This window comes from Eoetvoesiella caeni (genome assembly GCF_003315175.1).
In the GTDB taxonomy this organism is placed as follows: Bacteria; Pseudomonadota; Gammaproteobacteria; order Burkholderiales; family Burkholderiaceae_B; genus Eoetvoesia; species Eoetvoesia caeni.
In genome coordinates, this window is sequence record NZ_QNRQ01000019.1 from 24603 (window position 1) to 44840 (window position 20238).

17 protein-coding genes and 4 pseudogenes are annotated in these 20238 nt (G+C 54.9%); 10 read left to right on the forward strand and 11 right to left on the reverse strand.

Features of this window, described 5'->3' with window-relative positions:
• Positions 1 to 272: 272 nt before the first annotated feature.
• A pseudogene (locus DFR37_RS23645) lies at positions 273 to 326 on the forward strand (hypothetical protein); the annotation flags it as partial.
• On the opposite strand, the gene DFR37_RS21080 reads toward DFR37_RS23645, so the two are convergent.
• On the reverse strand, positions 311 to 793 hold the full coding sequence (locus DFR37_RS21080) for a cupin domain-containing protein (protein WP_113935150.1): 483 nt from the start codon (positions 791 to 793) through the stop codon (positions 311 to 313). The pseudogene DFR37_RS23645 and the gene DFR37_RS21080 overlap by 16 nt on opposite strands.
• Before the next feature lie 126 nt (positions 794 to 919).
• Positions 920 to 1036, reverse strand: a pseudogene (locus tag DFR37_RS21085) (type II toxin-antitoxin system VapB family antitoxin); the annotation flags it as partial.
• Between the two features lie 777 nt (positions 1037 to 1813).
• Here DFR37_RS21085 and DFR37_RS21090 point away from each other — a divergent pair.
• The 3 genes from DFR37_RS21090 to DFR37_RS21100 all read left to right on the forward strand — a co-directional run bounded on the left by DFR37_RS21090 (position 1814) and on the right by DFR37_RS21100 (position 5403).
• Positions 1814 to 3157, forward strand: a complete 1344-nt coding sequence (locus tag DFR37_RS21090) for a helix-turn-helix transcriptional regulator (RefSeq protein ID WP_113935152.1) — start codon at positions 1814 to 1816, stop codon at positions 3155 to 3157.
• A gap of 310 nt (positions 3158 to 3467) precedes the next feature.
• Entirely contained in the window at positions 3468 to 4397 is a 930-nt protein-coding gene (locus tag DFR37_RS21095; RefSeq protein WP_113935153.1) for a tetratricopeptide repeat protein, read from the forward strand.
• Between the two features lie 73 nt (positions 4398 to 4470).
• A complete protein-coding gene (locus DFR37_RS21100; RefSeq protein ID WP_113935154.1) occupies positions 4471 to 5403 on the forward strand; it encodes a hypothetical protein in 933 nt (310 codons plus the stop codon).
• A 397-nt stretch (positions 5404 to 5800) separates the two neighbouring features.
• Here the strand turns inward: DFR37_RS21100 and DFR37_RS21105 are convergent, their stop codons facing one another.
• A complete protein-coding gene (locus tag DFR37_RS21105) occupies positions 5801 to 6148 on the reverse strand; it encodes a type II toxin-antitoxin system RelE/ParE family toxin (RefSeq protein WP_113935155.1) in 348 nt (115 codons plus the stop codon).
• A complete protein-coding gene (locus DFR37_RS21110; RefSeq protein WP_113935156.1) occupies positions 6145 to 6414 on the reverse strand; it encodes a ribbon-helix-helix domain-containing protein in 270 nt (89 codons plus the stop codon). Before DFR37_RS21110 ends, DFR37_RS21105 begins: the two co-directional genes overlap by 4 nt.
• A gap of 640 nt (positions 6415 to 7054) precedes the next feature.
• Here DFR37_RS21110 and DFR37_RS21115 point away from each other — a divergent pair.
• Positions 7055 to 7525, forward strand: a pseudogene (locus tag DFR37_RS21115) (IS3 family transposase); the annotation flags it as partial.
• Here DFR37_RS21115 and DFR37_RS21120 read toward each other — a convergent pair.
• From DFR37_RS21120 to DFR37_RS21140, 5 genes are read right to left on the reverse strand one after another with little or no spacing between them, the layout of a single operon-like run.
• Positions 7520 to 8140 (reverse strand): hypothetical protein, encoded by a 621-nt coding sequence (locus DFR37_RS21120; protein ID WP_113935157.1) that lies wholly within the window; start codon positions 8138 to 8140, stop codon positions 7520 to 7522. The pseudogene DFR37_RS21115 and the gene DFR37_RS21120 sit on opposite strands and share 6 nt — an antisense overlap.
• 2 nt (positions 8141 to 8142) lie before the next feature.
• On the reverse strand, positions 8143 to 8787 hold the full coding sequence (locus tag DFR37_RS21125; protein WP_113935158.1) for an SCO family protein: 645 nt from the start codon (positions 8785 to 8787) through the stop codon (positions 8143 to 8145).
• 10 nt (positions 8788 to 8797) lie between these two features.
• The gene (locus DFR37_RS21130; RefSeq protein WP_113935159.1) at positions 8798 to 9400 is read right to left on the reverse strand and encodes a c-type cytochrome; all 603 of its coding nucleotides are present in this window, start codon (positions 9398 to 9400) and stop codon (positions 8798 to 8800) included.
• Positions 9400 to 10041 carry a cbb3-type cytochrome c oxidase subunit II gene (locus tag DFR37_RS21135; protein ID WP_113935160.1) on the reverse strand — a complete coding sequence of 214 codons (642 nt, stop codon included), beginning with the start codon at positions 10039 to 10041 and terminating at the stop codon, positions 9400 to 9402. The genes DFR37_RS21130 and DFR37_RS21135 overlap by 1 nt, the downstream gene beginning before the upstream one ends.
• 8 nt (positions 10042 to 10049) lie before the next feature.
• Entirely contained in the window at positions 10050 to 11705 is a 1656-nt protein-coding gene (locus DFR37_RS21140; RefSeq protein ID WP_113935161.1) for a cbb3-type cytochrome c oxidase subunit I, read from the reverse strand.
• A 272-nt stretch (positions 11706 to 11977) separates the two neighbouring features.
• On the opposite strand from DFR37_RS21140, the gene DFR37_RS21145 reads away from it, so the two are divergent.
• From DFR37_RS21145 to DFR37_RS21160, 5 genes and pseudogenes are all read left to right on the forward strand, one after another.
• Complete coding sequence (locus DFR37_RS21145; protein ID WP_113935162.1) at positions 11978 to 13411, forward strand: aminotransferase-like domain-containing protein; 1434 nt, start codon at positions 11978 to 11980, stop codon at positions 13409 to 13411.
• 251 nt (positions 13412 to 13662) lie between these two features.
• Positions 13663 to 14169 (forward strand): annotated as a pseudogene (locus tag DFR37_RS23375) (c-type cytochrome); the annotation flags it as partial.
• 85 nt (positions 14170 to 14254) lie between these two features.
• On the forward strand, positions 14255 to 15550 hold the full coding sequence (gene istA / locus DFR37_RS21150) for an IS21 family transposase (RefSeq protein WP_170139974.1): 1296 nt from the start codon (positions 14255 to 14257) through the stop codon (positions 15548 to 15550).
• 32 nt (positions 15551 to 15582) lie between these two features.
• Positions 15583 to 16329, forward strand: a complete 747-nt coding sequence (gene istB / locus DFR37_RS21155) for an IS21-like element helper ATPase IstB (protein WP_276330287.1) — start codon at positions 15583 to 15585, stop codon at positions 16327 to 16329.
• 288 nt (positions 16330 to 16617) lie between these two features.
• Positions 16618 to 17871, forward strand: a complete 1254-nt coding sequence (locus DFR37_RS21160; RefSeq protein ID WP_113935165.1) for a cytochrome c — start codon at positions 16618 to 16620, stop codon at positions 17869 to 17871.
• Between the two features lie 331 nt (positions 17872 to 18202).
• Here DFR37_RS21160 and DFR37_RS21165 read toward each other — a convergent pair whose 3' ends face one another.
• Together DFR37_RS21165 and DFR37_RS23380 are read right to left on the reverse strand one after the other, a co-directional pair.
• Positions 18203 to 18946, reverse strand: coding sequence for an antitoxin Xre/MbcA/ParS toxin-binding domain-containing protein (locus DFR37_RS21165; RefSeq protein ID WP_113935166.1), 744 nt, complete (start codon positions 18944 to 18946; stop codon positions 18203 to 18205).
• 473 nt (positions 18947 to 19419) lie between these two features.
• Positions 19420 to 20238, reverse strand: an 819-nt coding sequence (locus tag DFR37_RS23380) for a hypothetical protein (protein ID WP_245954055.1), incomplete at its 5' end; no start/stop codon positions are given.

Genomic DNA, 20238 nt, shown 5'->3' on the forward strand with positions numbered 1-20238 from the left:
CCTGCGAGCTTGTTTGTTGCAACACGCGAACTTTGTGAATTGCAGGCAGGGACATATTGGCTGGCAGCACCACCTCACAGCCATCACAATCCAAGATGGAATGCGCTTAAGCGCGCGGGCGTTGCGCACCATTAAGCCATGGCAGGTCAACACCATGCATTTCACTCTAAGGGACGTCAGCGCCGACATTGATAAACGGCCGCTTGTAGTTTCGTGAGAAGCCTATGATGTTCGTCAGCGCTTGCACGAGCTGAACCACTTCGGCATCGCGAATTTCAACGTCGAACAGCGACTGTCGTGCCAGCGCGTTTCAATATGGCGTTCCGTTCTTATGCAAGAACTGCCACTTCCCGTCATTGCCCAATACGGCTTGTAAGTCGTCGTCCGGATAGCTGCCGGAATCGCCGGCCATGCGGTCGCCCACCTCAAGATAAATGACGTCTTCGGACGTTCTGTTTACGAGTTGATGCCCGTTTCCGGTGCCCGCCTTGAAACCGGCACACATTCCGGGAGAAAGTGCAGTCTCGCCTTGATCCGTGATAAGTGTCGGCTGCCCCGCCAATATGTACACGAACTCATCTTGTTTTGAGTGCGCGTGGCGTAGCGCAGAGCATGCGCCAGGAATGAGTCGCGTATGATTCACGCCGAAGTTCGATAAACCGAATAACTCACCAAGCGGCCGCCTTTCACGGCCCGCCATGCGCGATGCGAATGGCTCTGGATAGTTTGAGGCCTTCGTTCGAGGCGCAGCGTCCAACGCAACAATTGCTGTAGGAAATTCTGTATTCGACATAGCTGCCCCTGGGTTGTTCATGGAACGTATCGAGTCCAAATCGAGCGTATTTTTTCGTCTGACAATTGCGAAGATACCATCGAATTGGAGAAGCCCCCCGAGAGCCGCAAGCTGTTTTGCAGACTACACACGCAAGTACGTCTTGACCGCTACACGAATAAAATCGGCTTTCTCAATGCCTGGGTCGGCTACTTGCAGCGCTCTTTCAAATAACGCATCGTCAATCGTTACCGTAGTTCGCATTGTTCTCTGCATTAAGCTTGCATCAATATATGCATCACATTGCATCAAAACTCTGGTTTCGCCTGTGCTTCCCTGTGCGCGAGTACCGTGGCTATTGATAGGATGCTTGCAACAAGGATTGCCATGCTCAATAAGAATCAACAAGCTGAATCGACACCGCTGCAAACTGAATGGCGAAAATTTCAAACTTAGTGAAGTTCGACAACTTGTCTGATGTCGATTGTCAGCGAGTTTGGCAATTTCTATTCAACGACAATTAACTTGTCCGGCGTGTTGCCTCAATTACACCGAACACACGGTTCGGGTATCGCGCAGCAGTACGATCGAGTTGAAATGTGTCATATATACCGTTCCGTCTCGCCTGATCGGTAGCCGGGTCAGGGTCGCCTCTTCGATGCAAAACTGGAGATCTGGTGTGGATCGGTGCACACGCTCACCTTGGATCGGGCTGCCCGTTGATGGCAAGTACCTCATTTACATCAAAGGCGAGCGTGCCGGGTCACGAAGCCTGCTGCGTCTGCCGCAATCGAGTTTCTGCTTACAAGTACCAACGATATGGCCATCACGGCTGTGTATAAGGCCTTCATGTTATTCGCTCGCCTTAATAGAAGCTTGTCAGGTAATCTGGACCGATCTCCAAAATATCCCTCGACCACAAAAAGCGCGTGCAGCCTCCAAATTGATTAAGGCGTACTCAAGCAAAAACGGCGTCGTCAAAGTTGAAATTTGAATCAAAAATTCGTACAGTGAGAAGTCGCCCTTCTGGGAGAAGCAGCTATGAAAACCAAGGCTTTTGTCGGCTTGATGGAAGAAATACCGCTGCTCACCTTACGCCAGCGCAAGCAGCTTCAAAAGCGGCTTGATGAGCCAAATGGGCAGCAACAGAAACGGCTCAATTTCAGCGAAACGCCAGTGGGCTCGAAAACGCGGCAACAGGAAGATCGGTTGAGCCCGATAATCAATCTCCTATATGACGCGGTGCTCAATGACGGCCAATGGCAGGGAATCGCTGCGGCCATCGCGAAGGCCTTTGACTCTACCAGTGTGGTACTCAAGATCTGCGGCGGCCCGCTCGGCCCGCAGCTGACAAGCGTAACCGACAACCTGCGCATTTCGGCGAGGGAGCAATCATGGGCCGACCACTGGCATCGCAACGACCTATGGGTCGAACGCTCCGCGCTGCTGGACACCGGCCAAGTATTCACGAGCCAGAGTTTGATGCCCGACGCGCAGTTCGAGCGCACCGGCTTCTATCAGGACTGGACGCGACGACTCGACATCTACCACATGGTAGGTGTGCTGTTTCCCAGCGGTCATGGAGAAACCGGCGTGCTCGGGGTACACCGGATACGTGCCGCCGATCCCTATGGCGAAGCCGATCGCCGCCAGTTGTATGCGCTCTTTCCGCATGTGCGCCGCGCGCTCGCCCTGGGTGACCGACTGCGCGAAAGCGAGCTGGCGCAGAGCGCCTCACTCGAGGCGCTCGAGCGCATTGAAACCGGGGTTCTGGTGGTCGATGCGTCCTGTACCGTGCTCTATGCCAACCGGGCTGCCGAATGGCTGCTGGAGTCAAGTCTCGAAATCCGCGTACAAGGGCAACGACTGGGCATCGACGACCCCAGTTTGAACAACCGGCTAGCGCGGCTGATCCGGGAGGCTGAGCAAACCGCCGCTGGCCGCGTTCATCTGCCGAGCCCGGCAATGGCGGTGGCGCGTTCGGACCGATTGCCAATCACCCTGCTGGTTGCGCCGTGGCGCGCCACTTGGGCACCTGCCGATATTGCGCAACCCGCAGCGATGATTTTTATCCGCGATCCCGAAATCTCTGCATCGGCCACTAACCAGACACTGCGCGAGCTGTTCGGGCTGACACGTGCGGAAGCTGTAATTGCCACGGCGATAGGCGAAGGCCAGTCCTCAGAGCGCATTGCCGCCGCATTAGGTGTGGGCCTTGGTACGGTGCATACGCATTTGAAGAAGGCGCTGGCCAAGACAGGTACCAGCCGGCAGGGTGCACTGGCCGCTCTTGTAGCACGCAGCGTAGCAGGTATTTCCATCCCTGCAGTGCCTTTGCCAGTTCGTGAACGACCGCGTGACAAGCCGTCCGCAAATCGATCGTAAACCGATCACAAAGCTACCGTAACAAATTCCCCGTATTTCTCTCCCGTTTGGGCAATGACCGTAGGACGCCTTCATCGTAAATTGACGATACAGAGATCGACCGGCGGTTGTATATATCCGCTGTAAACCTCTAGTCGCGCGCGATCAAAGGCGTCCGGCAGCACTCCGACAGACATCCATCCGATTTGCCAGTAATGAGTGAGAGAGGGTTAACGGGAGGCGCAAGAGCCGTTCGATCGGTGCAGGCCTAACGACAACATGACGCTATTTTTGGCAAGCCCGTAGCTAATTGCCAAGGCAGGAGAATCTCATGAAAAGCCTTCTATTTGCGGCGTTGCTGTCAATCCTTTGTATAGGCTCCAAAGCGTCGGCCGGACTTCATGAAGGAGTCGAGGCCTATCAGAAAGGTGACTATCGCCTGGCGATACAGGAGCTCAGCCCCCTTGCAAGGCAAGGTGACCGTTACGCGCAGCTCTGCCTGGGAGTCATGTATCTCGATGGTGGCCACGGCGTGCAGCAAGACGACGAACAAGCCACAAAATGGCTTCGCTTGGCGGCAGACCAGGGTGATGACTTGGCGCAGGTTAGCCTTGGACATTTCTATTCCAAAAGGGATCATGAGGAGGCCGCCAAATGGTTCCGACTAGCAGCGGAACAAGGCACCGCTTCGGCGCAGCGCGAACTGGCACTCTTATACTTCAACGGCACGAGGTTCCCCGAGGGGGAGTTTGTGGCCAAGGGCACGGGGTTGGTGCCGAGAGACGATAAGGAAGCCGCGAAGTGGTTCCGCCTAGCAGCAGAACAAGGCGACGATTTGGGGCAAGTCAACCTGGGAGTCATATACGCCAACGGTAAAGGCGTAGCGCAGGACTACAAGGAGGCCGTCAAGTGGTTCCGTCTGGCGGCAGACCAAGGCTCCAGTAGCGCGCAGCGTAACCTCGGCGCCATGTTCGTTTACGGCAAAGGCGTACCTGAAAATCGAGTGGCCGCCTGTGCGCTATTAGACCTTGCTGTCGCCGCCGGGGCCAAGACCGACGGATCACTTACCGAACTCCACGGCTTACTACCGCAAACAATGACCAAAAATGAAATTAAAGCCTCGCTAGCTTTGACTCAACAAATGGCAGAACCCGGCAACCTGCTAAAGGCATTGGATCAATACGTCAAGAGCACAGTAACCCAGCAGCACCGAGACACCGGACTCATCACAAATCCAATGGGCCGCCATAAGCAGAAATAAACGTGGCTCGGACAAACTGCCCAGCTATAAACATGTCCTTAAGTGAAATTGAGTTATCCAAAAGGAGAGCGATATGCTGATTAAGCTGGTCAAGAGCACAATGCCCGTGCCCCGCGAATTTCTTCCAGTGCAGCCCCGCGCGTTATTCGCTGCGGTGGCAATGTTCTGTCTGGCTTCGCTATCGATGCTGGCTCAGGCGGATGTCATGTATCAGCGCCAGCCGGATGGCAAGATGCGTCTGGTTGTGATACCGGAGCCGCCTGCAAATGGTCAATACGCCTGCCGAGCGCTCATCAAATACAGCAAAGATCGAGGCGAAGTCCTGATGCCCGCGAACTCTGCCGATGAAGCCAGCAAATTGTCCGTGAACGAGTTGGGTGATGGGCCGATCAAATGTCGGGAACTCAAGGATGGAGAGAAGATCGGCGATTCCAAACCACCCGGAAATCCTCTGGACGGCCCGTTTTCTCGCATGCACATGGGTAGTTATTTCAACGCGATCTATCATGGGGACCGTGACGTCGTGCGAGCGCTTGACCAGCAATACCTTGGCAAACTTACTACCGACGTCAAGGACGCCTTCGGTAATAACCCGATTTGGCAGATGATTGTCAGTGCATTGCAACCGGATCAGGCGACACTACTTATTCCGGCCATCAAGACATATGCGCAGAGCTACGGGAGCGCCTACAAAAGGTGTCTTCGGAAAGACGCCGTGCCAATAACGTTCGTCCGGACTGTTTCCAATCAATATGGCGTCGTCTCTAACACCAACATCGTTTATTGGGTAAATCCGGAATTCGCGGCGGCGCTCAAGGAGACTACAGAAGGGCCTGTTGAAAACGTCGGAAATACTCTCGGTGATATGGGGTATGGCAGCCCTTTCGCTCGCACCCAGAGCGCGATACAGGAAATCATGGGTTCTTTTAGCTGTGACGATCCGGTGATCAAGCAGTTCGAATCACAGCTTTTACAGATGTATGCAACACCTATGTCGGTGCAGTAGCAAAGACAGGGAAGGGTTAGCAAAATTTTCGAATCTCGCTCGTATCTTGGGTGTAGCAGTTGGCCGGCCTGGCATCTCGTGTTGCATTTATTCGTCATGAAGGTCCACCACCGTACAGCTTCTCCTCAAAAGCGGTGCGGGCGGGGAAAGTGTCGATGCAATGTTCAATCACGGCAAGAGGATGAAGATCGACAGCAAACTCTGTCGATCTACAATTTTCCTGGTGTCGATTTTCGCTGAGTTTGCAAATCCGGCTTATGGAAGATCAATGACTTACCGCTGTCTTGTATTTTGAGTTTGCAACTTTCGGAGGTTTACATCGTTCAGTTTGCAAATTTCGAGTGAATTTGATGGATTTTTCTCCTTTGTCGATTGTCATTGAGTTTGGCCACGCCGCTCATGAAGGATCAATAACTAAATCCGACTGCTGCGAGTCCTCAGGTTCGTCGTGCAACAAGGTTTCATAGTCCTGGCCACCATAGAAAACCCCCAAGACGGAAACGCGCTCGTCGCCCACCTGAAACGCAATAATCGTCCGCTTCTTGTAATGGGTGATACGTAAGCCAGGGCGTATGTCATTGCGTAAGTAGCCACGATTGGGGAAGCTTTGAAAGCTCTCGCAATAGCTCAGGATGCCATCGGTGTACCGCTTAGCGATGTCAGGCGAGGCCGCTTTAGCGATGTAGTTGTACAAGGCGACAACCTGCTCTTCGGCCTCGGGAGCGAAGACAACGGGGTAGTTCATCGTGTCTTGTTATGTTCAGCAGCAAGGCGGTCACGCACGCTCTCGATAGCTACGGCTCTGGTCGGATCTTCCTTTAACGCATCGAAGACAGGGCCAACATGGCCAATCAACCAACTTTCCACGGCTCGATCACGCGCCTGAAGAATACGTAAGCCATCACGGATGACCTCACTTTCGGACGCATATTCCCCGGCGCGAACCTTGGCCTTTACTATTTCAGCCATTTCTTTGGGCAAAGTAATACTCATTTGCTGAGTTGTTCGCATGACAAGCTCCGTGTAAAACAATAGGATTTAATCCTACACCAAATGCTAAGACATGTCTGTGTCGAATACCGCCCAGGTTAGCAGTGGCAAGCAACACTGGAGTTGCAAACTGAGTTGTCGAAATTCACTAAAATTCGAACAGCCCCACCCATCAAGTCAAATACTTAGCTGAAAACGGTGCATTCTATTTTGAATTTTCTAGCCAGCCAAAACTAAATTCTGCAATGATCTAGTCAAATATTTTTAAATTGTTCAAAACTGCACTCTGCGCGCACTAGCACTCAGCAGACGAAATATCCGTTTACCCACGCGTGAAAAACCTCCGCCAGCTCAGAGCGGCCGTTTAGCGACCACGTCTTCTTGTTCCGGCGTCGCAAGTGCCATCGCATCATGGTGCTCTAATGAAGCGGTGATGGTATGTGCTTGCCGCATAAGTGCCCGAATGGTACGAAGTTACGGGGTATACGGCAAGGTACTTAGCCGCGCTATCGAAAACATGAGGACAACGACCAAGGTCGTAGACGCACGGCATGTCGAAACCGTGATCAAGAAGGTTATCGAGCAGCGGAAGCGCCGTGCCTATTTTTGCGGTGGGCGCTTGGTTATTAGTGAGCGCCGCTCCCGATTGGCCGAAGGCAGTATCCGCACATACGAAGGCTGGTTGTATTTGGCGGTTGTTGTCGACTTGTTCTCTCGCCAAGTCGTGGGCTGGTCAATGGATTCGCGCATGAGCAAAGACCTGGTTTTGCAGGCCTTGTTGGCTGCGGTATGGAGGCGCAAGCCCAAGCAAAGTATCATGGTGCATTCCGACCAGGGCAGTCAATTTACGCGCTATGAATGGGCGGCGTTTCTGGCTTCCCACAATTTGCAGCCGAGTATGAGCCGTCGAGGCAACTGTCACGACAATGCGGTGGCAGAAAGCTTTTTTCAGCTGCTCGAGCGCGAACGCATCAAACGAAAAATCTATAAAACCAGGGAGCTGGCACGCCAAGATATCTTTGACTACATCGAAATGTTCTACAACCCGATTCGTCGGCATGGCCATGCCGCGAACCTTTCGCCGGTAAACTACGAACGGCAATACTTTTCTGAGGCAACGAACTGTCTATAAAAGCCTGGCCGATTCAAAGTGACTTTCTTCGCTATCCCACTGCCGAAGCTTGCGGATGACCCCAGGAGCCCATAGCAATAGTCCGATTACTGTCCATCCCATCATGGCCAGACCAGCATCTGCTTGCTCATCCGCAAGATAGACGCTGCAAAGCTGTTGCGGTGCCTCCCGATAGAGCATCCCCACGACGAACGTCATCCAAAACCAGTTCATGATGAAAAAAGTCTGAACGATGATGTTTGTCCGGTGCCACGACAAGCCGGCCAGCATCCCAGCCAGCACCATGCTAATTACCTTGGCCAACGCTACACCAGGCAAGAGCACGGCATAATCGAGCGCGGACGGCACCATCCATACCGACACCGCTATCATTGAGAAGGTCAACGCCGGAACTCCGGCGGCATTCCATGGCGCCAGCGCTTGAAACAAACAGGCGCCGGCGACTCTTGCCGCGAACCACCCGACAATGAAGAGCAGGGGTAACTCCAGGCCCATATGACGCGTCATCGAGGCTTCCAACCAAGGCTGTAAAAATGCCAAGATGGCAAGTAGAATCCCGGGCGCGGCCCAGTGGCTAATCCGCTCGCCAAATATTTTTCTCTTGATCCAATACATTCTCAGCGCCTCGTTTCAACCCGAGCCGCCGCTAGGTAATCGGCCATTGCAAGATCAGGTCGGTCTATGTCATACGCCTTCGAAAGACGGCCAGTTTCATCGATCAAAAACAATGCCGCGTTGTGCGAGTAGCCCCCAAGCCCGTCGGGCAAGATAATGATATCGAAGAGTTTTAGCAACGCAGGTAAATCGGCTTGGTCTCGAACGGTAGCAAATTGCCAAAGCTCCGGCGCAGCGCCCATGCGGCGCGCATAGTCGGCCATGACATCGGGCGTATCGTTAGCGGGATCGAAACTGAGCGTCAGTAGTTGGACCTTACCCTCCAGCCCTCTGGACTGAATGGCATGCTGCATCCATGATTGCCCCGCGACACTGGTGCGGCAGATGGACTGGCATTGCAGATAGACTAGGGTCACAAAGGTAACCTTGGGGGCCGGGGTTCCATAGCTGCTGAGTGGTAAGACACCGCCGTCCGCATCGACCAGCTCCAGGGGCGGAAGCGTTCGAGGAGCACGTTCTAATTGCACGCGTCGCACGCTGTCGGCCGTTACCGCCGCGAATCCTGATGTCACGCCGGCAAAAGCCAATAGACCCAAACAGAGTATGCCGACAAGTGCCAGGCTGGAGCGTCCGTATGCGGATTTCATATTGAATGCCCTATTCTGAAGGTGGCGCCGATGCCTTCAGAAGATCGTCCTCTCCCGCCCATGGCTGAGTCTGTTGCTCCGTTTCCTTGCGAACCTTCTCGACCAAAGAGGCATCCACAGCTTGGCTATTGTTTCCCCATTCATTGCGGATGAACGTCAATACTGCTGCAAGCTCCGAGTCGTTGAACTGGGCACCAAAGGCGGGCATTGCTCCGTTATAGGTTGTATTAGATACCGTGATGGGGCCAGTCATGCCATGCAGAACAATCCTGGCGAGAACCTCCGGATCGCCGGTCACCCAGTTTACGCCGGCGAGCGGGGGGAAGACGCCAGGCAGACCTTGACCTGTCGCTTGATGACATGCCTGACATGCAGCTGTGAAAATCTGCTTCCCGTCAATAGCCCCACCCTCGGCCGGGGTTGCTGCCACCAATGTAGCGGGGTTTCGTTGATCGCCCAAAGCAGCGACGCTGTTTGGACTTGAAACAAAAATATAGTACACAGCCCACACCAGAAGTGCTGCGATCAAGCCGAGCAGCACACGGGGAACAGGGTTGTTTAGCTCATGCGGGTCAGCACTCTCGGATGCCCTGGTTTGCTTTGGTTTGTTCATTATGGCTGACTCCGCTCTAGATCGGGCGCGTCATCTTGCAGTGCATTCGCCTGTTCCGTGGAAAGGACAGGGTAGTTGCGGTTTAGACTGATCAGGTAGGCGACCAAGTCCATTGCTTCGGGTTTGGCTACAACGGTCTTTCCTTCTTCTACGGTGCCTGGTGGCAGATGGACCACTCGTTCGCCTTCAGCGACGCGATCAGCATCTTTGACTTCAAACAAGAACGGGTACGCCGGCATATTGCTACCAGGGGTATAAGCACGCGGTTGAAACAAGTGACCAAGATGCCAATCGGCACTGGGCTGACGCACGCCAATATTGAATAGGTCTGGACCTGTGCGCATCGTGCCCAACAACGGTGGATCATCATAGTGGTAATCCCCGGCAACGGAAGCGCGGCCCCAGCCGCGGCTAGCGTCGGCAATACCCGCGCCGGTGGTGCTGGGCTGCTGGGTGTGGCATGCGATGCATGCATGTGCCTGATACACTTGGCGGCCACGAAGTTCCTGACTCGTATACGGTTTAAGTTCAGCCGGAGCAGGTTCGTCCTTGAGCTGGAGAAATGGCACCACGATCATGGCAGACGTGGCCAGCGAGAGTGTCACCATCGCGCCGATAATAAGTTTAAGTTCGTTTTCCATAGTTTCTATTAAGCGACAGTGGGCTCGATGGGCGGGGTATTAATCGCCGCTTTAGGCTCGACGAAGGACAGCACGCCGGAGCGTAGAACGATTAGAGCCACGTGCAGAGCGAAGACAAGATGACCGAGAGTCATGAGTGCGCCGCCCACGGAGCGCCCTTGCAGCCACGGCATGGTGACGGCGACAGACTCCATAAAGCCCCGTGCGGGATCGAGCAGTGCCAGGCCCTGAAGCACACCGCCAATACTCAGTGTCACCAGATATACGGCATAGCCGCCCACGACCAGCCAGAAGTGGTACGAGATCAGCTGCGGCTTGGGCCAGGCTGTGTTGAGGATGCGTGGCATAACAAAATAGACGCCACCAAAAATAACCATCGACACGAACCCATACATGCCCAGATGCGCGTGCGCGACCGTGAAGTGGGTAAAATGTGTAATGGCGTTGAGCGAGCGCAGTGCCTCGAAGGAACCCTGTACTGAGGCCAGCGTGTACATGATGGCGCCAAACACGATGAAACGCAGCACCATGGAATGACGCAGTGCATTGAAATGGCCTTTGAGTGTCAGGTGCTGGTTCATGGAGAACGCCACGACCGGGATGATCATCATCACGCTTTGAACAATGGACAGCGTAATGAGCCATTCGGGAATCGGCCCGCCGATCAAGTGGTGCGCACCAACTTGACCATAAAAGAAAGCGAGCGTCCAAAAGCCAACCAAAGACAAGTTATAGGACCGCACCGGGCGGCCAATGACCTTAGGCAAAAAGTAATAGATGGCGGCGATCGATAGCGGTGTATAAAACAGACCCAGTACATTGTGGCCATACCACCAGTTCATGGTCGCCTGCTCAACGCCAAAGTGCACGCCCGGAATCTTGGCAACGATATACAAGGTCGGAAACCAGAACAGCGCCGCGCCCATGTACCAGACTGACACGTACAGATGTTTAGCTTTGCGGCGCGTCAGCATGAGCGCCATGGGCAGACCAACCAGCATGCCACCCACGGCGAACATGGCACCAATCTGCCAGGGTATTTCGAGCCACTCCAGGCCCGCGTTGATGCCAATTGCCAGACCGCCCATGCCGGCGATCAGCGCGGCGTTCCAAAGCAAGGCGCCAAAAACGACTAAACGTCCACCGAGGAGCTTGGTTTGCAGTAGACGCGGCAACAGCCAGATAGAAATCCCAAGCAAGCCTAAAGGCGCCCAGCCATACGCCACACCATTCAAGTGCATCGTACGCAGACGACCGAAGCTGAGCCATGCGCTGTCGGTGAGCAAGTCCGGCCAGTGCAGCTTGAGCGAGGCTAGCAAGCCGGCAAACGAAGCAACGATCAACCAGACGACAGCACAACCGATAAGAACGAATGCGGGAAAGGCGCTGGACCGATCGGCCTCTTCGCGCGCAGCCATTTCGATGGCGGAGGTTTGGACACCGTGATTTGCCGCCACATTACCAATTGCAATTTGCGATAAGGCGTGACGTTCCGCTTGATCGGCTGCGGGGTCTTCCGGACGACCTATCTCGCCCTGCGAAAATATCGTACGGGCACCGCTCGATTCTGCATCAAACAGTCCTTTTCGCAGCGACCAGATGAAAGTGAAGAGACCCACAATAGACAAAATAAAGGTAGCCAGTAGTAAGGCCGTCGGATTCATAAAATTCCTTCCTTGATTGCTGAGGGCTTCGTCGATTGCCCTCTCTGTGACGGAATAAAGGTTAACCCTTACGGCTCAAATTAAGAATAATCAGAAATGTAGAAAAGTACCGTATCAGTTAAGTCCCATGAAGCTCGTTGGCTACACTAGGTACGTGTTTACCTGGGCCAGTTACAATGCGCGATCAGACTGCAAAGAATATAGAATCTAAATTTTTCAATATCAGTTGTGGCGGGGCGCCGTGTCAAGCTCAACTTAGACGGGGGCCGGGTATGAAACTCTATGAAGTCTTGGCCGCCGAATTGGCCGCTTCCATCCACTCTGGAGCACTTCGGACGGGGGAGAAACTGCCGTCCGTACGACAAGTCACTGCGAATCGCGGGGTTAGCGCCTCCACGGTGTTCCAGGCGTACTACTTGCTCGAAGCGCAAGGCTTAGTTCGTGCGCGTGAACGCTCGGGTTACTACGTATCTCATGGGGCCCGCCTTCTACCGCCTGAGGCGGACACGCCATCGGAGCCCGAAGACGGGGCAGCTTCTCTGGATATTAGTGACAAGGTCTTTGAGGTGCTCGAGTCGGTAATGACCCGTGAGGTCGTGCCATTCGGTTCTGCGTTCCCCAGCCCTTTACTTTTCCCGATGGAGCGGCTGAGCCAAGCTTTGGGCAGCAGCGCCAGAAATCTTGATCCCTGGAGCACTGTCGATGATTTGACACCGGGATACGCCGACTTGCGTCGCCAGATCGCTTTGCGATATTTAGCCAGTGGCCTACATGTTCACACAGACGAGATTGTCATAACGAATGGCGCCCTTGAGGCCTTGAATCTATGCCTTGAGGTAGTAACGCAGCCCGGCGATGCGGTCCTGATTGAAACACCGACTTTTTATGCCGCGCTGCAATCGCTTGAGCGATTACAGCTAGAGGCCGTCGAAGTGCCCACGCATCCTCGTGAAGGCATTCAATTGGATGCGATGGAACGGGCCATTGAGCGGCATCGGCCGAAGGCCTGTTGGCTCATGACTACTTTCCAGAACCCGCTAGGTAGTCTGATGTCCGACGAAAAGAAGCAGGCACTGGTAGAAATGCTTGCCCGTCATGAGGTGCCGCTTATCGAGGATGACGTATACGGCGAACTCTACTTTGGCAATAAACGTCCGGCCTTAGCCAAATCTTTTGATAGAACCGGAATTGTCATGCATTGCTCTTCATTTTCAAAGAGTCTGGCACCGGGATACCGTGTAGGTTGGGCTGCCCCAGGGCGCTATATGCGTACCGTCGCGCGTCGAAAATTGACGACGACCTTGGCGTGTCCAGTTCCCACCCAAATGGCGCTGGCACATTACTTGGAAAAAGGCGGCTACGACAAACACCTACGTCGGCTTCGCAAGGCTTTGCAGACGCAGCAGACGGTATTCGCACAAGCTATCGGCCATTATTTTCCCATTGGAACTCGCGCTACGCGGCCTGCGGGCGGCTATTTCCTGTGGGTTGAAATGCCCGACGGAGTCAATGCTTTGGAAATACATAGACAAGCCTTGTCGCATGGCATCAGTGTGGCGCCGGGGCCAATCTTCTCCGCGAAACGGGCGTTCTCGAACTGTCTGCGCTTGAATTACGGCCATGCTTGGGATGCTCGGAGCGAAGCAGCCCTGGCTACGCTTGGCCGGCTGGTGGAGTTGGCACTGGCGGAGCTTGCCGGGAACTGAGGAGCGATCCTTATCGTTACGAGTACGAAAGAAATATCCTAGCCGACACACGTCAGGCTTGACGCTGCGCTAGGTTAGCGCGATCTGATACGGCATTTTTATCGTTATCTGAAACTATTCCGGAGCAAATATTAAGTTTAGACTGAATGGCGGCGCTTAATGAAAATTTGGCCATTGTTCTACACCCTGCACCGGGAGTTCGGTAAATGACTCATAAGGGCCCCTTGGGGCTGCCATCGACATTCCGCCACATGTGGGCGGCAAAAGCCCTGTTTGCGTTATTGCTGGTCGCACCGGCCGGTTTTTCTTTGGCTGGCGAAGCGAGTTCGGTCGAGCGACTCGTGCCAGACACCATGGAAGCGCGGGTGGCCGCCTGTGTCCAGTGTCATGGTTCTCACGGGCGCGCTGGCCCGGACGGCTTCTATCCCCGTATCGCAGGCAAACCGAAGGGTTACCTATTAGCTCAGTTACTGAACTTTCGAGACGGCAGGCGTAACTACGAGCCTATGCGTCATTTGCTCCATGGGCTGCCAGAGGACTATCTGAGTGAAATAGCTGAGTATTTTGCAGATATGCGTCTACCCTATGACGCGCCAGTCCAGGCAAGGGCTTCAGCGGCTTTACTTGAGCGAGGCCGCACGTTGGCTGAACTGGGCGATCCATCGCGCGAGCTGCCTGCCTGTGCCGCTTGCCACGGAGCATCTTTTTCCGGTATGGAGCCAAGCATCCCAGGGCTGCTAGGGCTACCCCGCGATTACTGTCATCGGTCACCCAATAATCCCCACTTGGGGTCATTGAAAATTCCCCACCTGCTTTTTGGAGCTAAAGCAGATGGATACTCAGATGAATCAGAACCAGCGCATCATGGCAGTTCATGCCAAGCCTGTGGAGGCCGTGATGCTGAGCAAAGAACGCTGGGAGGAAGTGCGGCGGATGGGCGATCAAGGTCTCTCGAATTCGCAGATCGCCAGGCAACTGGAGATTGATCGCAAGACGGTACGCAAGTTGCTCAAGGAGCCGTGGCGGGCCTATGCCCGTGCGGAGCGCGCTGATACGCTCTTGGCCTCGCATGCGCAGTTTCTGCGTGAGCGCGCGGCGCACGTTGATTACTCGGCTCGTATTTTGTATCAGGAGCTGTGCCGAGATCGCGAATTCGGGGGCAGTTATGAGACGGTCAAGCGTTTTGTGGTGCCGTTACGCGCGCAAGCCCGCACGGCCGCCGAGTTGTGCCAACGCCGTTTCGAGACGGAACCGGGGCAACAAAGCCAGGTCGACTGGGGCCAGACGGGTATTTACCTGCGCCACCGCCCGGTCGTGCTGCATATCTTTGTGCTGACCCTGGGCTACAGCAGACGGGGTTACTACCGGGCTTGCGCCAATGAGCAGTTGGGGTTGTTTCTGGAAAGCCACGAAGCGGCCTTCGAGTACTTCGGCGGTCTGACCCGTGAGCTGCTCTACGATCGGCCGCGTACGGTGTGCAGGCCGGTGCCGGGCCAGGGCTGGCGCTGGAACGATACCTTCCGCGAGTTTGCCCGGCATTGGGGGTTTGAACCCAGGGTGTGCGCCCCGTATCGGGCGCAGACCAAGGGCAAGGTAGAGTCGGGCGTGAAATACGTCAAACGCAACTTCCTGCCCGGGCGCATCTTTACCGACATGGTTGATGTGCAGGAACAGATGGACGAATGGATGGCGACGGTGGCCGATGTACGCGTGCACGGCACGACGCACCAGCGGCCGATTGATCGGTTTGCCGCAGAGGCCCAGGTCCTTATGCCCAGCCTTGGCCAAGGCCCCTTTAGCGAACGGCGCAGTGTCTCGCGCATCGTCGCCGAAGACTATCTGGTGAGCTATCGAAGCAACCGTTACTCGGTGCCCTTCGGTCTGATCGGCAAGGAAGTGCAAATCATCCCCGTGGGCGGTGTGCTTCGCGTGCACTATGGCCACGACATCGTCGCGGAACATCCCTTACTTGCGGGCCGCCATCAGATGCGCATCCTGCCCGAACACGGCCCGGGCGCGATAAGGCGCAATAGGCGTCAACGCTTCAGTCTGTCAGGGGCTCAGAGCCCGAATCTCTGGTGGGGGCCGGCGGAAGTGGAGGTGCGCGATCTGAATGTCTATGAAGAGGTGGCGAGATGATGGCCGGCCAGCTGGAGCGGCTACAGGAGCACATGGCCAAGCTGCGTCTGTTCAAGAGCCGCGACCGTCTCGAAGCCTTATTGCAACAGGCGACAGCCGACGAGCAGCCTTATGCCGACTTCCTGGATCAACTGCTGGGCGAGGAGGTTGCCAGCAAGACAGCCAAGAACGTGACCATGCGGACCTCGCTGGCCAAATTCCCCTTCGTGAAAGACCTGGAAAGCTTCGACTTTACCTACCAGCCCTCTATCGATCGCAAGCAGGTGGAGATCCTAGCCTCGTGTCATTACATCGAGCATGGCGAAAACATCGTCATCTTGGGGCCACCCGGCGTGGGCAAAACGCATCTGGGTGTCGGTTTGGGGATCAGGGCCATTGAAGCCGGCTACCGTGTGTTGTTCACCACTGCGGCGGCCATGATTGCGACGCTGACTAAGGCCTCCAGCGAAGGCCGGCTGGAGGAAAAGCTGAAGTGCTATACCGTCCCTCGCCTACTCATCATCGACGAGATTGGTTACCTGCCCATTGATCGTCAAGGCGCCAATCTGTTCTTCCAGCTCATAAGCCGACGCTATGAGAAAGGGCCAATGATCCTAACCAGCAATCAAAGCTTCGGCGCCTGGGCGGACGTCTTCGGGGACCGGGTGATCGCCACCGCGATCCTGGATCGGGTCCTTCACCATGCCATCACCATGAACATACGAGGAAATTCTTATCGCCTAAAAGACAAGCTTAAAGCGGGCCTGGTCAGGCCCGCTGAAACCCCCACCGTCGAATGACGGCAATCCGGGTGGGGAAAATTAAATGACCATGAATGGGGAAATTTGAATGACCCTTGACAATTACATCGTTTCACAGCTTGGAAGCTGGCGAGCGGGACTTCGCGATGCCGCTCCACCGGATTGCATGGCGCAAGTCGCAGACCAACTTACGCCCGAGGACATTGCAGCAGTGAGTGTTTGGCTGGCTTCACAACCGGTACCCGAACTCTACGTCGCCGCGCCGTCAGGCACATGGTCCTTGCCCTTCGCGTGCGGCTCTGACTCTTCTTCAGTTGAGGGTACTCGATGACGCGTTTTCATCTTCCAGATCTAATCCGCAGCGTCTCAACGCTTGTGCTCTTGGGATGCCTAAGCGCTCACGCCGCCGGCCCCTCCACTTCTGCGACTTTCCAAGGGGATCCAGTCTTAACTGAAGAGCAGCTCGAACCTGGTCGCTACCTCACGCGCGTGTCTAACTGCGCAGGGTGCCATACGGTTGCCAATGGTAAGGACTTTGCGGGCGGCCCCCCCATTCCTACTCCTTTTGGCACGATGTACGGACCTAATATCACGCCCTCCCGAGAGCACGGTATAGGGAATTGGTCGGCTGACGACTTTTGGAATGCCATGCACGATGGCAAGGCACCGGACGGAACTCTGCTGTACCCTACCTTTCCGTATCCGCAATACACGCGCATGACAAGAACCGATACGGACGCAATCTATAACTATTTAATGTCGCAGCCCGCAGCTGACACACCCAGTCGTCCTCATGAACTACGTTTTCCCTATGATCAGCGTCCACTTCTACGACTATGGCGCGCGATGTACTTCGATCATGGAGCGCTAGAGACCGACCCGGCACAGGACTATCAGTGGAATAGGGGACGCTATCTTGTTGAGGGCCCAGGGCACTGCGCGGCCTGTCATACCGAGCGGAATCGGTGGGGCGGCAGTAACCTTCGCAAGGACTTGGAGGGTGGGGGTATCCTTGGCCTGAACTGGTATGCGACGCCGCTCACCGGTGGTGAGCGCGGGCTTGGGAACTGGTCGACTGACGATATTGTGGAGTTGCTACTCACTGGAGCCTCGCGCCATGGGACCGCGACCGGCCCGATGGCCGAGGTAGTGACTGAAAGTACGCAGCACTGGAACGCCCAAGACCTTCATGCAGTGGCGGCTTATCTAAAGACGCTTCCTGCGAGTTCAGAATCAACTTCCACGCCAACGCCTGCTGAGGCGGTTATGTCTATCGGCGGTAAGGTTTACCAGCAGCATTGTGCGCATTGCCATGGAGATAAAGGCGAGGGCGACGCTCCAGCCTGGCCGCCTCTTGTAGGCAATACTTCTGTTCTTGCGCACTCGCCCACCAATGTCCTGCAAATGATTTTGAAGGGCGGCTATGCGCCGGCCACCGAGACCAGCCCGCGCCCTCATGGCATGCCTCCTTTCCATGGACTGAGCGATACCGACGTGGCAGCGGTAGCGACTTATATCCGTAACAGCTGGGGTAACGATGCCCCGCCGGCCAATGCCCATGACGTCGCGCGCCTTCGTTGAGGTACATAGAGACTCACTGTCATTGGCCGCCAGCGTGCTCACGGCAACAACCGATTATTGCTGACTCTCGCAGTGCAGACACCGTTCTGGTACGGATGCCAATCTGCTGAAACACAGCAACTATGAGCAACGAGATCCTGCGGAGTTGTCGGCAAGCCGAATCGTTCGATGTAGTCATGCGAGGCGCACAATATCCGTCGCTGTGGTTATGTCGCGCGAGGCCCTTGATCGGATGTCAGGCCTGCGGGTTGCCTATGTTGAACCAGTGCTTTAGCGCATTTTTTTGAGGTTCGCAGCCGTTGACCATTTAATAGCCAGCGCCCGGCCCCCGCTATACGGGCAGACCGTACTCTATGTTTCGAATGGCTCGCCTTACTAGCTCGGCACCAAATTCCGTGTCCAAGAGCGACATTGGGGGCACATCTCCAAGCGAAATATTAGGCGCACGAAGCCAGTCGCGAGTTGCCGCGACGGATTCGAAAACCTCGCAGCCATACTCGACAACGCGAGCCATGCGCAATAGCCTGATTGATTGTTCTTTCGTAAGTTTGCCTGACTGCCGACTGGCACCGATTGCTACTGACGAGACACCTACCTCGTCTATCAGCTGGGGCAAAGACAATCCAAGACGATCGCAAAAGGCGTCCATGCAAGAAAATGGCAAGCCTTCACGCATAAGCCGAATCCACTCAAACATACTGGGAACGCGGCCTAGCACGTATACGCCACCTAAAAGCTCACTGCATTTAGTCCCATCCGACGTTCCTTCTAGCCGAGGCTTAACGGGCGCATCCATGACGCTACGCAAGCGATCCCCTGCGCCGGGTTCATTAAGCACCGCAAGTCGAGCGTCAAATCGCTTCCGCAACGCAGCCAAGTCTTTGGGGCGATCCTCCGGCAGTAGTTGCTCATATTCAGCAATTGACAGTACGAACGCCGTAACTTTCCCATCCTCGGTTATGGCTACACGACCGGTCTGGCTCAATACGGATTTCACGCAAGGCCATCCTTCGCTTTCAATACGACTAGCTGAAACTAACGGCATCTCACGGACTGCTTTGTCATCGAATAGCATGGGTGTACTCCTGCGACATAGTCCTCGGCACCGTCAGTGTCTTCATCTTCGCCTCCCTCGTCAGTGCGATGTATGTCTTGTTCACAACTCGTACATCGCCAATCTGGATCATCGCTCCCAAGACAACAGCCTCCCAAGACAAGGGTTCCGGCTGCCGCATCTTCGAAGTCGCTCGGGTTGGGATAACCATATACGACCTCAACAACGGCAGCCTTTCCACATGTTGGGCAGAAGTTGGGTTTATGGGTGGTCTCTATTCGTATGACGTCGTTCATTTATATCTTCCAAATTCCGTAGCGACTACTAGGTCCTTCGAGGCTGTCCGGGGTCAAGTGTTGAAGGGGCCTAGTTGAGCAGACAGGCTGTTCCCTCGCGCGCCCCATATCTCTATTGCTAGTTTTAACACTGAAATCTGCCGAAGTGGCCGAGAGTCGATGTCCGTAGCCTTCGTTGGCAATTCGGCGGGATGTGCGTTAAAGAGGCAAGGTTAGCTTTAGAAATCGCAATTCAATTACTTTCTCTGCTAGCTTTGCAACATCTCCCTTCCAAACACGATAGCTAGAACTTTGGGCGACGTAGATTTCGCTCTTCCGCCTGATACCGCTCGCGCCAGAACGGCTTGCATAAGAAATGGCAGAACGAATCTCATCAATCAAACGCGGATCAGGATCACATTCCACACTTTCGCTTGGCAAGGCACCTGCCATCAAGACGCTAGGCAAAAAGCTCACTGGCACTTTTTCCGGAATCCCAACAACTTGAAAACTATCGTGGAAAAGCGCAGCTGTCACCACTCGCTGCAAGTCAATGGCCATCGTCGCTAACACTGGATTCAGGGGCTCATCATGACTGCCAACGAACATTAGCGACTCTCCACAATGAACACAAACTGAACCGCCCCGGGTTTGAACTGACCCCCAAGAGTTGGACACAACCTTGGAGTGCACATGAGAAAACATGATCTCAAATTCAAGCGTAGGGTAGTCCAAGACTACCAGTCCGGCAAAGGGGGCTACAAAATGCTCGCAGCCAAATATGGCATTGCTGAGAGCATGGTCAGAAGTTGGGTTTCGGCATACGAGCATCACGGTACCGCTGGCCTTATTCGTCAGCGCCGCCGATATACGCTCGAGTTCAAATTGGAAGTTCTTCACCGCAGAGCCACTGAAAACTTGTCGTATCGCGAACTGGGTGCTCTGAATCACACCGGGTTTTGAGGAGGCTTCATTTCTTGAGAGAATGGAGCCATGAGCAAGAACAATAAGTTTTCCCCTGAGGTACGTGAACGCGCG

What these genes read in the sequence shown, in the direction of transcription:
- DFR37_RS21080 (WP_113935150.1), bottom strand. Translation starts at nt 793, where the DNA reads ATGTCGAATACAGAATTTCCTACAGCAATTGTTGCGTTGGACGCTGCG.
- DFR37_RS21090 (WP_113935152.1), top strand. Translation starts at nt 1,814, where the DNA reads ATGAAAACCAAGGCTTTTGTCGGCTTGATGGAAGAAATACCGCTGCTC.
- DFR37_RS21095 (WP_113935153.1), top strand. Translation starts at nt 3,468, where the DNA reads ATGAAAAGCCTTCTATTTGCGGCGTTGCTGTCAATCCTTTGTATAGGC.
- DFR37_RS21100 (WP_113935154.1), top strand. Translation starts at nt 4,471, where the DNA reads ATGCTGATTAAGCTGGTCAAGAGCACAATGCCCGTGCCCCGCGAATTT.
- DFR37_RS21105 (WP_113935155.1), bottom strand. Translation starts at nt 6,148, where the DNA reads ATGAACTACCCCGTTGTCTTCGCTCCCGAGGCCGAAGAGCAGGTTGTC.
- DFR37_RS21110 (WP_113935156.1), bottom strand. Translation starts at nt 6,414, where the DNA reads ATGCGAACAACTCAGCAAATGAGTATTACTTTGCCCAAAGAAATGGCT.
- DFR37_RS21120 (WP_113935157.1), bottom strand. Translation starts at nt 8,140, where the DNA reads ATGTATTGGATCAAGAGAAAAATATTTGGCGAGCGGATTAGCCACTGG.
- DFR37_RS21125 (WP_113935158.1), bottom strand. Translation starts at nt 8,787, where the DNA reads ATGAAATCCGCATACGGACGCTCCAGCCTGGCACTTGTCGGCATACTC.
- DFR37_RS21130 (WP_113935159.1), bottom strand. Translation starts at nt 9,400, where the DNA reads ATGAACAAACCAAAGCAAACCAGGGCATCCGAGAGTGCTGACCCGCAT.
- DFR37_RS21135 (WP_113935160.1), bottom strand. Translation starts at nt 10,041, where the DNA reads ATGGAAAACGAACTTAAACTTATTATCGGCGCGATGGTGACACTCTCG.
- DFR37_RS21140 (WP_113935161.1), bottom strand. Translation starts at nt 11,705, where the DNA reads ATGAATCCGACGGCCTTACTACTGGCTACCTTTATTTTGTCTATTGTG.
- DFR37_RS21145 (WP_113935162.1), top strand. Translation starts at nt 11,978, where the DNA reads ATGAAACTCTATGAAGTCTTGGCCGCCGAATTGGCCGCTTCCATCCAC.
- istA (WP_170139974.1), top strand. Translation starts at nt 14,255, where the DNA reads ATGAATCAGAACCAGCGCATCATGGCAGTTCATGCCAAGCCTGTGGAG.
- istB (WP_276330287.1), top strand. Translation starts at nt 15,583, where the DNA reads ATGGCCAAGCTGCGTCTGTTCAAGAGCCGCGACCGTCTCGAAGCCTTA.
- DFR37_RS21160 (WP_113935165.1), top strand. Translation starts at nt 16,618, where the DNA reads ATGACGCGTTTTCATCTTCCAGATCTAATCCGCAGCGTCTCAACGCTT.
- DFR37_RS21165 (WP_113935166.1), bottom strand. Translation starts at nt 18,946, where the DNA reads ATGCTATTCGATGACAAAGCAGTCCGTGAGATGCCGTTAGTTTCAGCT.